9 protein-coding genes are annotated in these 15,733 nt (G+C 35.1%); 3 read left to right on the top strand and 6 right to left on the bottom strand.

Features of this window, described 5'->3' with window-relative positions:
• Nucleotides 1-42: 42 nt before the first annotated feature.
• From ACW5R3_RS02535 to panC, 6 genes are all read right to left on the bottom strand, one after another.
• Complete coding sequence (locus tag ACW5R3_RS02535) at nt 43-6,090, bottom strand: GEVED domain-containing protein (protein ID WP_456578052.1); 6,048 nt, start codon at nt 6,088-6,090, stop codon at nt 43-45.
• Nucleotides 6,091-6,433: 343 nt separating this feature from the next.
• On the bottom strand, nt 6,434-7,795 hold the full coding sequence (radA, locus tag ACW5R3_RS02530) for a DNA repair protein RadA (RefSeq protein ID WP_456578051.1): 1,362 nt from the start codon (nt 7,793-7,795) through the stop codon (nt 6,434-6,436).
• Nucleotides 7,796-7,827: 32 nt separating this feature from the next.
• A complete protein-coding gene (locus ACW5R3_RS02525) occupies nt 7,828-8,976 on the bottom strand; it encodes an alpha/beta hydrolase (RefSeq protein WP_456578050.1) in 1,149 nt (382 codons plus the stop codon).
• Nucleotides 8,977-9,074: 98 nt separating this feature from the next.
• Entirely contained in the window at nt 9,075-10,037 is a 963-nt protein-coding gene (locus tag ACW5R3_RS02520) for a lysylphosphatidylglycerol synthase transmembrane domain-containing protein (RefSeq protein ID WP_456578049.1), read from the bottom strand.
• A 3-nt stretch (nt 10,038-10,040) separates the two neighbouring features.
• Nucleotides 10,041-10,391: an aspartate 1-decarboxylase gene (gene panD / locus ACW5R3_RS02515; RefSeq protein WP_456578048.1), complete on the bottom strand. Its 351-nt coding sequence runs from the start codon at nt 10,389-10,391 to the stop codon at nt 10,041-10,043.
• 13 nt (nt 10,392-10,404) lie between these two features.
• Entirely contained in the window at nt 10,405-11,253 is an 849-nt protein-coding gene (gene panC, locus ACW5R3_RS02510) for a pantoate--beta-alanine ligase (RefSeq protein ID WP_456578047.1), read from the bottom strand.
• A gap of 108 nt (nt 11,254-11,361) precedes the next feature.
• Between panC and ACW5R3_RS02505 the strand changes: the two genes are divergently transcribed.
• The 3 genes from ACW5R3_RS02505 to glmS are packed head-to-tail and all read left to right on the top strand — an operon-like array spanning nt 11,362 to nt 15,680.
• Complete coding sequence (locus tag ACW5R3_RS02505) at nt 11,362-12,171, top strand: glycogen/starch synthase (protein ID WP_456578046.1); 810 nt, start codon at nt 11,362-11,364, stop codon at nt 12,169-12,171.
• Between the two features lie 23 nt (nt 12,172-12,194).
• A complete protein-coding gene (locus ACW5R3_RS02500; protein ID WP_456578045.1) occupies nt 12,195-13,826 on the top strand; it encodes a DUF4270 domain-containing protein in 1,632 nt (543 codons plus the stop codon).
• A gap of 6 nt (nt 13,827-13,832) precedes the next feature.
• Entirely contained in the window at nt 13,833-15,680 is a 1,848-nt protein-coding gene (gene glmS, locus ACW5R3_RS02495; RefSeq protein WP_456578044.1) for a glutamine--fructose-6-phosphate transaminase (isomerizing), read from the top strand.
• The last annotated feature ends 53 nt before the right edge of the window (nt 15,681-15,733 follow it).

The following is a 15,733-nucleotide window of genomic DNA, read 5'->3' as shown; positions in this document are numbered from 1 at the left end:
AGTACTAGGTTTTTGGCTTTAAAAAAACGAATTGAAGTTGTTTTATATTTTCAGTAACTTTTCAGAAATTAAAACTTGATTTCCTTTAGATATTTTTACTATATAAACCCCTGTATGAATTGTGTTTATCTTATCTAGAGCAATTTGTGTTTTAGACTGTGTTACAGCCTGCTCTGAAATTAATCTTCCTTGCATATCATAAATACGCAAATTAAGATTATTTAAATCAGTAGAGTTTGGCAATTTAATAGTAACCTGATCTTTAGCAGGATTAGGATACATAGCAAAATCAGACACTTCAAACACCTCTGTTGAAAGGCTTTCTTGTTCAGAAAAAACAATTTCAAAACGCCCAATAACATCACCTGCAGCAACAGACACCCTATAATCTGAATCTCTTAAATTGTGATAGTTATCACCATCTTTTAAATAAATTTCTGTATCAGTAGAAACGTTTTCCAACGCATCAATACCTATTGTTATTGCTCCTCCTGAAGGTGTTTTTACCGATACTGGTAAAACTGTCGTTTCTGTTACCTCATCAATTCCTTGAATAAGAAAATCCCTTTCCTCTATCCTCCAAGTGAAATCAGCTGTATTTGTCTCGTTTAATTCCGCATCATAACCGTAGTCTATGCCCATACTAGCATTCTCATCAACACCAAGTAGTATTTGACGTTCATAACCTGATGGCGATGTAAACCCAAGTCTAAATTTAGGTCTCAAATCAGAAAGATCTTCCTCTACCACCGATGCATCTCTAAAAAACCAAGAGTTATCGTTATTATCACCTTCTACAACAAATGCTCTTTGGCTATTTTTAAAAACAATCTCGCCATCTCGTGCTCCAAAAACATAAAATCCTTGAGCTACCGGAATGTATCTTTTAGGGGTTTTTGAGCTTGTTCCTTCTCCTGAAATACCTTCAGGAGCGAAATTAGATACACCACCTAACAAGTTGTACACACCATAACCTCCCTGGTAACCAGATAAAACATGTGTTCCACCTCCATAATGTTCCCAAAAATATAACGCACCTGATGTGTCTCTATTATCTAAAATAAAAGCATTCGCATCAATAGCTGACGGATAGGGATTACCAATTAAATACTCATTATTAGCGCTTATGGTTTTTCTTATTTCACCATTATTCGGCTTACCTTCAAACACATAATTCTGATACTCTGTTTCTGGTCGCGTACTAGTTCCCTTCATGGTATAACCATCACCTACCTTAACAGCCGAATTCTGACTAATGTGACCCCAAGCATTATAATCGTTAACATCACCATTAATAAATGTATATAACCAACGTGTAGATATTGACATGTTTGGTGACGGAGTACCATCATTGCTAGAGGTAAACCCAACTGACACAGGCGCATCTGGATCTGTTCCATCTTTTAATACATCACCTAGACTATAAGTTACTGAGGCATCTACCAAACCTGTTGCACTGCTAGAATGCACCGGTGAAGACCAATAATTATAATCATACAGATTAGCAGTACCTTGCTGATCACGTTCTAATTTAGCATTCGCACCAGTATATAAATTACTTTCTGCTGTTTGAATTAACTGCGATTCACCTTCCAAATCTATAAACCCATCAAGCTTTAAATACCAGCTATTAAATAAACCTTTATCGTTCTTTATAGAAAACTCAGTTCCATCATCAACAAGCAACCCTAAAGTACCTTCTGTTTCTGAAACATTAAGATTATGCTTAACATGTACTATAGAAACATCTTTCGGATTATTAGCTTTTGTTGTAATATCCCATACGTTACCATGCAACCAAGTATTCGCTTCAGACCAATCTCCTTCTGCTTTAGTCATATATGGTAAAGGTGCTGTTTGTGGGTAAATGTTCTTGATATTATATAATCTAGCCCCAGAAATATCTCTACTACTTGGCGCTGTTTTTTTATTATCTAGAACATCATCTAAATACCCGTCCATTTTAAAATATCTCACCAAATTGGAGTTTAAAGTTCCTATTGTTTGTGGTATAATTTTCCCTTGATTAAAACCTTCATTTTCGTTTAGTTCTTGATATACCATACGTTGCAATTCTAGCTCGGTTAATGCACGATCAAACACACGAACCTCATCTATTTCTCCTTTGAAAAAATTAATATTCCCTGGATGTGAACCTATTCTAAATTTAGAAACATCGTTAGGCACCCCCCCTGAATCCATACTATCAATCTTAACACCGTTAACATATAAAATAGTTTTATCTGCTGTGGTGGTAGCTGCAACATGCGTCCAAGTTTCATCTGAAATTGGATCTGAAAACAAAGGATTAATATTATTCACCTCTGCTACAAGCTGATTGGATCGGTTAAGTCGTAATTGAAACTTATTTTGACCAACAATAAATAGAGGTCCTCTTGCGGCCGTATTATCTCCAGGTTCTTTCTTAATAAATGCCATAATTGTGGCGTCGGTATTACGTAGCATATTATCATCTTCTACATAATCATTACGTCCGTCAAAATATAAGCTATAACTATCATTTAAATCTCTAGGAGAACCAAATGCTGCATCGTCTCCGTCACGTGAATCTGGCACACCATCGCCATCGCTATCCATAAAATTACCAGCTTGTCCATCATCAATAACACCATCGTTATCAGCATCTAAATCGGCATAAAGTGAAGCTGAAATATCAAAACCACCTGCACTTCCATTTGATGTGGTATCTAAATAATCTGGAATTCCATCTCCATCAGTATCTAGCACATAGTATGGCGCAGTTCCTTGTCCTGAATTCCCATAAGCAGACGCAAAATCTGTACCTTCATGAAAATCATACACATCCAAAATACCATCACCAAAATATTCAATATTTCCATCACCATCCGTATCTTTCACTCTAATTTCATCAGAATCAACACCCTGACCTACACCGTTACCAGAAATATCTCCATCACCATTAACAAAATTTGGATCAGTAGAATTACTATTTCCTACACCAGCTTCATCAACATCAAAAAGACCATCGTTATCACTATCTAAGTCTAAATAATTGGGCACGCCATCTCCATCCGTATCCGCAGCAGAATTAGATTCTAAATCATCATGCATTCCATTTCCATTAGCATCTACCCATACAGAACTTGGTATATAAGCTGTACCATTACTATAGCTTGCAAAACCAGCTTCTACCACATCAGGTATACCGTCATTATCACTGTCTAAGTCAAATACGTTAGCAATACCATCACCGTCAGAATCACAAAGTGTTTGTTGAATTTGGATATCATCAATAGCCAAATCGTTTCCTAATCCACCTGGTGAATTATTAATAAATTGTACAATAAATTCACTTTCGTCTGTTGAAATTGTAGCTGGTTCAAATAATTGCCATTCCGATAAGTCGCAATTATTATCACCTGCACATCTATCAATATCTCCTGTTTCATATTCAGAAATCAGTGTCCCATCGGTTTTTAAAAACTTAACAGTAATATTAGGTTTAATTCGAGTACCTCCATTGGTATCCCCGGAACCTAAATCACTGTATTTATTATCAATATTCATGGCCCAAAAACTATAGCTCACGGGCACTCCTGGTAAGGTTCCAGTAATTGTAGTTTCGTAAAATATACCAGGTGTACTACTCGCATTAAAAATCGCCATATTTCCAAATGTACTATTATCATTATCTGCATCATCAGGTGTGTGATCTTTAATGTTTGCCCACACACTGTGCGCCCAACTTGCAATAGCATCATTGTCATTTGGACCTACAGCTTCTCCATTAACACCACTTGTAATTTTATGATTAATAGTATATTCTCCATCATTTAAACTAGGGTTATTTAAATCTGGGCAATCTGCAGTATTAGGACTAGCTGTTCCATCTTCTAAACAATATGTTGTACTGGCATCATACAAAGTACTAATCGCATTACCTCGCCCTGGTCCCACACCAAAAGTTTCATTTAAAAACTTATAATTAGTGGTGGTTACAAATACCGATGCCGCACAATTATTCTGTTCGTCAACATCTCTAATTCCATCGTTATCATCATCAATATCTATATTGTCATACACACCATCATTATCACTGTCATAGAATTTTTGATCGGCATCTCCTGAAATTTCAAATTGATAACTTGGTGTTGCAATATCATTACTAGAAACAACTACTGTAGCATTTTCTGTAGACTCACTTGTTGGAGTAAACATCACTTGAAAAGTTGTTGACGCTCCTGCTGCTAAAGTTACAGGTGTAGGATTATTAACCACAACAAACTCTGTTGTTGTAGGCGCTGTAGGATTTAAAACAATACTGTTAATTGATAAATCTCCTGTTCCTGTGTTTTCAATAGTATAGGTATTAGTTTGCGACAAACCTACATCTACCGTTCCAAAATGCGTATCGTCTGTTGCTGATGGTGTATCGTCATTATTCGTTATAATTATACTATTTCCAGATATTTGTATTCTTGGAATTGTTACAACAGCGGCAACAATGTTTATGTTATAATCTTCAACCTCACCTTTACTGATACTATCACAAGACCCTGTAACTGTATTTCCTCTTTCAATTACTACACGCATTCTTGTAACTCCTAGCGTAGCTGTTGTTGGAATAGACACATTAAAAGTATGTGTTCCGGTCCTTGGCCCTGACCCTGTTATTTCAGAGTAAACCTGTTCTCCACTATCCTCAAAATCGCCATCATTATTAAAGTCCATCCAAACAACAACAACTGAAGTTTGATTTTGCTGTTTATTGAAGTCTACCTCCATACTGTACACATCTCCCGCAACTAGATCGGTAGTTGGTGTCGTATAATATTCATAGTCATTTGCAGAACTAGTAGAGGAATTATCTATATCTGCAATTAACACATTAGATATGTAATATTGATTATTATTATTATTACCAACTGTTGGCTCGCAGTAGTTTACTTCGGGTTCTGTGATATTTAAATTATAGTCCTCAAATTCACCTCCTACATTATGATCAGAACAAGACTCTGGTAAACCATGTTCTTTCAGTCCTAAACGCATACGCACAACCCCAATTGATGCTGACAAAGGAATACTTACAGAAAAAGAGTGGGTACCAGTATCTGAAGGACTACTAGTTAATTGAGAATATACTTCTTCCCCTGCATCTTCAAAGTCTCCATCATTATTAAAATCGACCCAAACAACTAACCCTGATGATTGATAACTTACAGTCTTATAATCAACTTCAACAGTATAACTTTCACCTAAAAGCAAGTCGGTTTCAGGTACCGTATAGTACTCATATACAGACGCTGAATTATCTGAGCTATTGTCTATATTTTCAATTAACACATTAGATATGTAGTATTGATTATTATTACCTACAGTATTAGGGGAACAATATATAGGTGGCCCAGGATCAACATAAACATCAGTAATATTAATATCATAATCTTCAAATTCTCCATTCTGATATTCATTATTACAAGAAAGTCCCTGCTGATTACCATGCCTTAAACTTATTCGCATACGCTTAACACCAAGAGACACTGTAGAAGGTACTTCTAATAGAAAAGCATGATTACCCGAACTACCTGTAGGAACATTTGTTGCGGAATAAACAACCTCACCATTATCATCAAAATCGCCATCATTATTAAAATCAATCCAAACAGTTAAGTGTGTGGCATTATAACTATCTGTAGAAAAATCAACAGACATAGGATATTCATACCCTAACGTTAAAGAAGTCGTTTGATTAGTATAATACTCATAATCGGCCGCAGTGCTATTTGAAGCATTATCTATATCACCCAATAACACATTAGATATGTAATAATTATTATTGTCTCCAAAATTAATTGGCGTACAATAAGTATTAGCTGCAACCTCGTTATTTACATAACCTGTAAATCCCCAAGTATCATCTTGATTTGCAGCACCATCAGGATTTAACACTGCCACACCTGAAGTAACACCTCCAGAATCCGCAACAGTGGTATAGTCGTCAGAATAAAACTCATTTTTAACAATGGTTGTTTGAGAAAAACCTTGAATGGATAAAAACATTAAAACAAGGCACAGAAAAGTAGTTTGAAAATTAGGGGAATTTTTCATAGCTATTAATTATTTGGGGGCTACACAAGGTGTAGTAATTCTTATTATTTTGTCACGATTATTAGTCGTGATTTTTAAATTTAAATGACATTTTTAAGCGTCTTTTAAAAAAGGGTTTGCAAAGATACGACGTATCTTTAATATAATTAGCCTATTTTTTTATAATTTTTCAAGCTAATCAACTGATTTTAGATGCTATACAGCGATTTGTCGGTTTTTTTCACACTTTATAGAGTGAGCGTTGAAATTACATCCGTAGAAAAGCGCTAAAAACGATAAATTAAGAAAATAAGTAAACAATTAAACATGAGAGCCCATGAACTCCACTACGTGAAATGAAAAGTTAAACAATAAAATCGACTAAATCTTCAATTTTAGAAATCAGATTAATTTTTATTGCGGTATTTTTTAGTGCAATTTTATTGTATTTAGAAACGAAAATAGTTGAAAACCCTAATTTTTCTGCTTCTAAGATTCGCTGTTCCACACGTTGCACAGGACGTATTTCGCCAGACAACCCTACTTCGGCAGCAAAACAATAATCTTTAGGAAGTGGCTCATCCTCATTTGAAGACAAAATAGCAGCAACAACAGCTAAATCTATTGCGGGGTCGTCAACAGTAATTCCTCCTGTAATATTTAGGAAAACATCTTTAGCCCCTAATCGAAATCCTGCACGCTTTTCCAATACAGCCAAAAGCATATTTAAACGCTTAGCATTAAAACCCGTAGCACTACGCTGTGGCGTTCCGTATACAGCTGTACTCACCAATGCCTGAACCTCAATCATAAGCGGACGCATCCCTTCCAGAGTTGCCGAAATAGCATTCCCTGAGAGCTCTTCGTCTTTTTTAGTAATTAGAATTTCTGACGGGTTTGAAACCTCACGAAGTCCAGAGCCTTGCATTTCATAAATACCTAATTCATTAGTAGAACCAAAGCGGTTTTTATTAGCTCGCAAAATGCGAAACACATGATTTCTATCACCTTCAAACTGCAACACCGTATCTACCATATGTTCTAAAATTTTTGGCCCTGCAATATTACCATCTTTGGTAATATGTCCAATTAATAAAACTGGGGTTGCTGTTTCTTTGGCAAACTTAATTAGCTCCGTTGTACATTCTTTAATTTGAGAAATACTGCCAGAAGACGACTCGATATAATCGCTATGAAGAGTTTGAATAGAATCGACAATCACAAAATCGGGTTGCAATGCCTCTATTTGTTTAAAAATATTTTGTGTTTTTGTTTCTGTTAAAATATAGCAGTTATTGCTATTGGGGTTGATACGCTCAGCACGCATTTTAATTTGCTTCTGACTCTCTTCCCCAGATACATACAGCGTTTTGTAGGCTAATTTTAGAGCTATCTGAAGTAACAAGGTGCTTTTTCCTATTCCAGGCTCCCCTCCTAAAAGTGTTAATGAACCTGGTACAATACCACCACCAAGAACACGATTGAACTCCGCATCATCGGTTTGCATACGCGCCTCCTGAGAAGCATCAATCTCATTAATTAATAACGGCTTCGAAGCTCGTTTGTTTGCGGATGCTGATGGTGTTTTCCAATCACTCTTTTCCGGCTTCTGAATAAGTTCCTCTGCTATAGTATTCCATTCCTTACATGCTGTACACTGCCCTTGCCACTTACTATATTGTGATCCACAATTCTGACAGAAAAAAGTTGTTTTTACTTTAGCCATCCTTTAAATAAAGCTTTAATATAATACGTTAATTAATATCCGAAATCGGCTTTTATAGCATCGGCACGACGCAACATTTCGTCTTTTGTTAGCCCACCTATCTCCTGCAATACATAAGCTGTCTGGTATGCCTTCATGGCTTTTTTCTGCTCACCAGTTTCTTCATAAAAACGCGCAATGTAATAGTTTCCTAGCAATGTATCGGGATATTCTTTACGAGCAACTTTTCCTAAATCTTCAAAATACTCATATTTCTCTGTTTTATTGATAGCTGCTTCAATAGCATTAAAATCATTAATTAGAATGGGTTTATCTATATCAAACAGCGTTTTAATAGTTTCGTATTTTTCAGTTAAATATGTTACTGGCGAACCTTCTAATTTTAAAATTGTATTAAGATACTCCGTTTTACTGATAGGCTGAAAAACGAAAAAGATATCCTCCAAAGCATTGGGTATAGCATGAGCGGGAAGTGCGTAATGAGACGCATGGTCAAACGTATCAAACTTAAAAAGCAAATTATCATTCTTAACGCCAGCAATACCTGTACCTAATGACTCCGTACCTGCTTTTAATTTGGCAATATCATTTTCTGAAGTAGCTAAATAGTAAAATGTTTTTGTTTCAATTTTAGGCAGTTTTTCTGTTAAATACCCTTGCATATCTACTGCCAAATCTGGACTTACCACAATATAAGCCTGAAACAATGGTTGTGATTTTAAGAGGAAATAATTTATAAAATTTGCCGTCCGATCATGACCAATAATACCTCTAAAATGAACGGTACGATAAGTATCATCTATATAATTAAGTAGTTCTACGCCTAAAAATTCATAAAACGCCGCACCTGTTTCTATTGGTAATGAGTTCTGCTCCGAATACATGACATCAGCCGATCGTGTACCAGCCTGATTAACACCTACAACTATACTTTCTGGCATATCTTCCCAGTAGGAATAGTAATCAACATTTCCTGCTACAGCTTCAAATAAATAATCGCCATCTAAAACAACTATTACTGGATAATGCTTATCGGGATTTGCATCATAACCTCGAGGTAATTGAATTTTAATTTCACGTGTTTCACCTAACTTTACCGATTCTAAAGGGTGGTAAATAACTTGAGATTGTAAAAGCGAAACGCAAAAAAACAGAATAAATAGGACAGCTAGTTTTTTCATTTTGATAGGATAGATTATTTAGGGCAAGTTATTAAAAATATGCCTAAACTATTTCATCAATTACGAATAAAATACAAGCTAACAGTTACAAAACTACATTAAGAAACTTGACGCTTCCTATTATAAATGGGCAGATAAACTAGAGATAAACCACCTAATAGAATGATAAGTAAGGTTTGCGATGACCAGATAATCCAACCAAAAGCAATACTTGGCGTCTCGGGAATAGCAAAAATTGAAAAGGCAGCAAAAATAGCTACAGGATAAGACCCTATTCCACCATTAGTAGCCGCAATACTAAAGGTTGCCGAAATAAACCCAATTAAAACAGCTCCTAAAGGAATCCCATGTAGGGCATCAACCGAATAGGTTGTAGTATAAAACATTAGAACATACATAACCCAAATAAAAAGTGTGTGCCCTAAAAAGGCCCATTTTTTTTTCATTTTAAAAACACTCAACGCACCTTCTAGCAAGCCTTTAACAAAGGTTTTAATTTTTAAACCTAAACCACGAGTGCTTTTTTGGATGTAATAAAATGCAATACCTCCTATAAGAACAGCTATAAGCATATAAATTATGAGGTTTACAGGATTAAAACGCTCCATAAAAAAATTGTAAATAAAATCGAATTGTAAAACTAAGGTTATTGCGATTATTATGGCTAGCATAATTAAATCGGCAAAACGTTCAGCTACAATAGAACCAAATCCCTTTTCGAACGGGACGCCTTCATACGTAGTCAATATGGACGCTCGAGCAACTTCTCCTGCACGTGGAATAGTATAATTTATAAGATAGGCCGAAAATACAGCCATGAAACTATTTGGTAATTTTACAGTATACCCCATAGGTTCCAACTGAAACAACCAACGGTAAGATCTAGACAAATGACTTAAAAAGCCAAAGAGCAACCCTAAACCGATATAGAAATAATTAGCATTTTTAAAATAATCCCACAATACAGTTAATGGAACTTTAGACAAGGAATACCCTATTAAAAAAACTCCCAATAGAATTGGGAGTATAATTTTAAGATATTTTACTAATGTTTGCTTCACTATTTAGTTTAGCAGGTTATTTTCTTCATTTGGAAATACTAAAGCAGGCTTAAACACTTTAGCTTCTTCAAGATCCATAAACGCATAGGTTATTAGGATTAAAATATCACCTGGCGAAACTTTTCTAGCAGCAGCACCATTTAGTGTAATTTCGCCACTGTTTCGTGGACCAGGAATACAATAGGTTTCTAAGCGCTCACCATTATTATTATTTACAATTTGAACTTTTTCACCTTGAATAATATTGGCAGCTTCCATTAAATCTTCATCAATAGTAATACTACCAATATAATGAAGTTTTGCACCGGTACATTTTACGCGGTGAATTTTAGATTTTACGACTTGAATTTGCATGTGACAAAGGTAATTAATTTAATGCGATATTATCAATAAGTCTAATATCGTCAGCATAGACCGCTATAAACGCTCTGTATGTTTGGTTTTCAGATTTTTCAACAATAGGCTTCAAAGTCTGTTCATCGGCTATTATAAAGTACTCTAACTCTAATAATGGCTGGTTTTCAAAGGCTTTTTCAACCCACTCTATAACTTCTTCCGCACGTTTTGTGCCAAACTGTTTTTTGGCAGTTTTTAATGTTTCAAAAATAAATGGTGCCACTGCTTTATAGTCTGGCTTTAAACGCTCGTTTCTAGAACTTAATGCCAAACCGGTAGACTCTCGGTAAATAGGACAACCATGAATTTCTACTGCAAGGCCTTGCTTTTCAACTAGCTTTTTAATGATAGCCAATTGCTGAAAGTCTTTTTGTCCGAAATAAGCATGATTGGGTTGCACTATTTCAAATAAGCGTTTCACAATTGTGCCAACACCGTCAAAATGTCCTTCCCTAAAACGACCTTCCATTTCAAATTCTAAACCATCAAAACTAAAATGTTCAGATTTCGTTTCTGCTCCATAAACATCAGTTACTTCCGGCGCATAAACCACAATGTTTTTAGAAACTGTAGCTAAAAGCTCGGTATCACGCTCTAAGGTTCGGGGATAATTTTTTAAATCGGCTTGATTGTCAAACTGTGTCGGATTTACAAAAATACTAACAACTACCCAGTCGTTATTTGTAAGAGCTTCAGACACAAGAGAAAGGTGTCCTTGGTGTAAAGCGCCCATTGTTGGCACAAAACCAATGGTCATCTCATCCGTTTTTAGAGCTTTCAAGTAGTCTTGAATTTGCTCTTTTTTTGTAAATATGGTCACTTAATATAAATTTAACGCGTGCAAACTTAATATTTTACGGGCAATCTGCATAAATTTTTGTAATTTTGCGTGTTTTTTATTTTGAATCTTCAAAAGCCATTTAATATTATGAAAGATAAGAGGATATTATATGTATCATCTGAAGTTGTACCGTATTTACCAGAAACAGAAATTTCGTCCATGTCATTTGAAACACCAAGAATGGTGAATCAATTAGGCGGACAAATTCGGATTTTCATGCCACGATATGGTAATATTAATGAACGTAGACATCAATTACACGAAGTTATTAGGCTCTCTGGGATTAATTTAGTTATTAATGATTTAGATATGCCTTTAATTATCAAGGTAGCGTCTATTCCTAAAGAGCGAATACAAGTTTATTTTATAGATAACGACGAATACTTTAAACGTAAAGCCACACTTACAGACGAGGACGGAAAATTATTCCCTGACAATGATGAGCGTGCTATATTTTTTGCCAAAGGTGTGATTGAAACCGTTAAGAAATTAAATTGGTCGCCAGATATTATTCATGTACATGGATGGTTGGCATCACTTCTACCATTATACCTAAAAGAATACTATAAAGATGAGCCTTTATTTAACGAGAGTAAAATAGTTACTTCTGTTTATAGTAAAAGTTTTGACGGCACGTTAAACAAAGACATGTTTAATAAAATTAAATTCGATAACATTAACGAAGACGCCATTAAAACACTGGAAGACCCAACTTATGACAATGTTATGAAAGTTGCTATAGATCATTCCGATGCTTTAATTATTGGTTCTGAAGACCTTCCTGAAGATTTAACAAAACATTTAAAAGATTCTAAAAAACCTGTTTTAGATTACAAGCCCAAAGATGAGTTTGGTGAAGCCTATGCGGAATTTTACAATACCCAGGTATTAAGCTAAACACTTTGTGCTAAATATTTACTATGAAAAAAACAATGAAGTTCTATAAATCCATTGCTGTGTTAGGCTGCTTATTGCTTACAGCTGTAGCTTGTGAGAAAGATTTCTCTACAATTGAAAGTGATATAGAAGGTATTAAAGATTTTACTACAAATGGCAGATTAATTTCTGCTACCATGTACGACCAAAAATTAGAACCCGTACAAACAAATAGTTTAAGTTCTAATTTATTAGGAGTGTATACAGACAATGTTTACGGTAAGACAACTGCTAGTATTGTATCGCAAGTAGTTCCTACTTCGTTCGACTTTAGCTTTGGAGAAGACCCACAAGTGGAATCTGTTAAATTAATTGTACCTTTCTTTTCAACTGTTGATGATACAGATGATGACGGCAACAGTGTTTACTCGTTAGATTCGATATATGGCGCCAATCAGTCCATCAAACTATCTATCTACGAAAATACCTATTTTTTACGTGATTATGATCCTAGTACAGATCAAGTAGAACCTCAAAAGTTCTATTCAAATGCCAATGAAACTATTAATTTCAACAATTATACAGGTAAAGTATTTTACACGAATGATACTTACCTACCTGATAGCACACCTATAATTGAATATGAAATTGATGAAGAAACAGGTGAAGATGATTTAGATCAAGAAATTAGTAGAAGTGCTCCAGGGTTAGAAGCAGATTTAGATAACTCAGATAATTTCTGGGACAATTTATTCTTTTTCAATACAGAAGACCCTGAGTCGCATACAGAATTAAGTAATGCTAATAACTTTAAAAATTACTTTAGAGGCTTATATTTTAAAGCAGAAGAATTGGGAACAGCAGGCCATATGGCCTTAATGGATTTTGCAAACGCGAGTATTGTTATTACTTTCAGCACCGATATTTCGGACGAAGATGATGACACAACTGAAGAACGCGATGAACGCACCATTACAATGACATTTACAGGAAATACCTTAAACACCATTGAAAATTCAGCTGCTGTTGAAAACATCATAGATAACGCAACTGCTACAACCGATATGGTAAATGGCGATGAATCTGTTTATATCAAAGGTGGTGAAGGTAGCTTTGGTGTTATCGATTTATTTACTGGCGACATGCTAGATGATGACGGTAATACTGTTTCAACCTTAGAATACTTTAAAAGTAAAAAGGATAAATGGCTTATTAATGAAGCTAATTTAACCCTATATGTTAATCAAAATGTTGTAAATAATTCTGGACAAGAACCAGAACGAATTATCCTGTACGATCTAAACAACAACACCCCTATTGTTGATTATTACTTAGACCCTACAGTAACAACAACCGATCCTTTAAATTCACGAACGTACCATTCTAGTAGAGTAAAACGTGGCGACAGTGATGAAGGTTTACGTTATAAAATTCGATTAACAGAACATGTAAACAATGTATTATTACGTGACTCTACAAACCTTAAACTAGGTGTTTACGTAACATCAAACATTAATTTACAAACCAATGCAGGTTTATTAAACGTTTTAGATAGAAAAGCGCCAAATGGCTCGGTTTTATCACCAAGAGGAACTGTACTTTATGGAAGTAATCCTAATGTACCGGAAGACTCAAAACTTGAATTTAAAATATTTTACACCGAACCAAATAACTAAATACATATGTGTGGTATAGTAGGCTACATAGGTCATAGAGAGGCTTATCCAATAGTAATCCAAGGATTAAAACGATTAGAATACAGAGGCTATGATAGTGCAGGGGTTGCACTTTTTGATGGCAGCAATTTAAAAGTATGCAAAACAAAAGGTAAGGTAGCCGATCTAGAAGAGCTAGCTGCTAAAGAAATAACTACAGAAGGACATATTGCCATTGGTCATACCCGTTGGGCAACACATGGTGTACCTAACGATGTTAATGCACACCCACATTATTCCAACTCTGGAGATCTTGTTATTATACATAACGGTATTATAGAGAATTACGATTCCCTACGCCAAGAGTTAATATCAAGAGGTTATACTTTTAAATCAGATACCGATACAGAAGTTTTAATAAACTTAATTGAAGACGTAAAAAACAAAGAAAACGTAAAACTTGGTAAAGCCGTACAGATTGCTTTAAATCAAGTTATTGGTGCTTACGCCATAGCCGTTTTTGATAAAAATAAACCCGACGAAATTGTTATTGCACGTTTAGGCAGCCCTTTAGCTGTAGGTATTGGTGACAACGACTTTTTTATTGCCAGTGATGCATCTCCATTTATCGAGTACACAAAAAATGCCGTGTATTTAGAAGATGAGGAAATGGCTATCATTAGACTTGGTAAAAAGATTAAAATCAGAAAAATCAAAGATGATTCGTTAGTAGTTCCTTATGTACAAGAATTACAAATGAACTTAGAGCAAATAGAAAAAGGAGGATATCCACATTTCATGCTTAAAGAAATTTTTGAACAACCTAATGCCATAAAAGACACCTACAGAGGGCGTTTATTAGCAAAAGAAGGCATTATTAGGATGGCAGGAATTGACGATAATATAGAGCGTTTCCTAAATGCCAATCGTATTATTATTGTTGCCTGTGGAACATCATGGCATGCTGGATTAGTTGCCGAGTATATTTTTGAAAACTTAGCACGTATCCCTGTAGAAGTAGAATACGCTTCTGAGTTTAGATACAGAAACCCAGTTATAACCGATAAAGATGTCGTAATTGCTATATCTCAATCAGGTGAAACAGCCGATACATTAGCAGCTATTAAATTAGCAAAATCTAATGGGGCGTTTGTTTTTGGTGTTTGTAACGTAGTAGGATCATCTATTGCAAGGGAAACACATGCAGGAGCTTACACGCATGCTGGTCCTGAAATTGGGGTCGCATCAACAAAAGCTTTTACAACACAAATTACAGTCCTAACATTGATAGCTTTAAAATTAGCTAAGAATAAAGGTAGCATGTCTAAGTCAGATTTCCACTACCACTTACAAGAGTTAGAACTTATTCCAGAAAAAGTAGCTAAAGCATTACAATCTGATAGTCATATTGAAGCTGTTGCTGATATCTATAAAAATGCTAAAAACTGCCTATATCTAGGTCGTGGATATAATTTCCCTGTTGCATTGGAAGGCGCGTTAAAACTTAAAGAAATTTCCTATATCCATGCAGAAGGTTATCCTGCTGCCGAAATGAAACATGGACCAATAGCCCTAATTGACGAACAAATGCCTATAGTTGTTATTGCAACTAAAAAAGGCCATTATGAAAAAGTAGTTAGTAATATTGAAGAAATAAGAGCTAGAAAAGGAAAAATTATAGGTATTGTAACGGAAGGCGATTCTAGTGTGAAGCAATTAGCAGATCACGTTATTGAAGTTCCAGAAACTTTAGAGTCTCTGTCTCCTTTATTAACAACTATTCCTTTACAATTACTCTCTTACCATATTGCAGTTATGCTAGGTAAAAATGTTGATCAACCTCGAAATTTAGCAAAATCGGTAACGGTCGAGTAATTCATAATTTAGCCTCTGTATTTTAAGAAATACTCAAAACAAGCCCCCTTGTT

This window comes from Algorimicrobium bowmanii (genome assembly GCF_054031195.1).
Note: the sequence above shows the minus strand (reverse complement) of the source record. Positions and strands in the feature narration are given on the sequence as shown.

What these genes read in the sequence shown, in the direction of transcription:
- panD (WP_456578048.1), bottom strand. Translation starts at nt 10,391, where the DNA reads ATGCAAATTCAAGTCGTAAAATCTAAAATTCACCGCGTAAAATGTACC.
- ACW5R3_RS02535 (WP_456578052.1), bottom strand. Translation starts at nt 6,090, where the DNA reads ATGAAAAATTCCCCTAATTTTCAAACTACTTTTCTGTGCCTTGTTTTA.
- ACW5R3_RS02525 (WP_456578050.1), bottom strand. Translation starts at nt 8,976, where the DNA reads ATGAAAAAACTAGCTGTCCTATTTATTCTGTTTTTTTGCGTTTCGCTT.
- ACW5R3_RS02500 (WP_456578045.1), top strand. Translation starts at nt 12,195, where the DNA reads ATGAAAAAAACAATGAAGTTCTATAAATCCATTGCTGTGTTAGGCTGC.
- radA (WP_456578051.1), bottom strand. Translation starts at nt 7,795, where the DNA reads ATGGCTAAAGTAAAAACAACTTTTTTCTGTCAGAATTGTGGATCACAA.
- glmS (WP_456578044.1), top strand. Translation starts at nt 13,833, where the DNA reads ATGTGTGGTATAGTAGGCTACATAGGTCATAGAGAGGCTTATCCAATA.
- ACW5R3_RS02505 (WP_456578046.1), top strand. Translation starts at nt 11,362, where the DNA reads ATGAAAGATAAGAGGATATTATATGTATCATCTGAAGTTGTACCGTAT.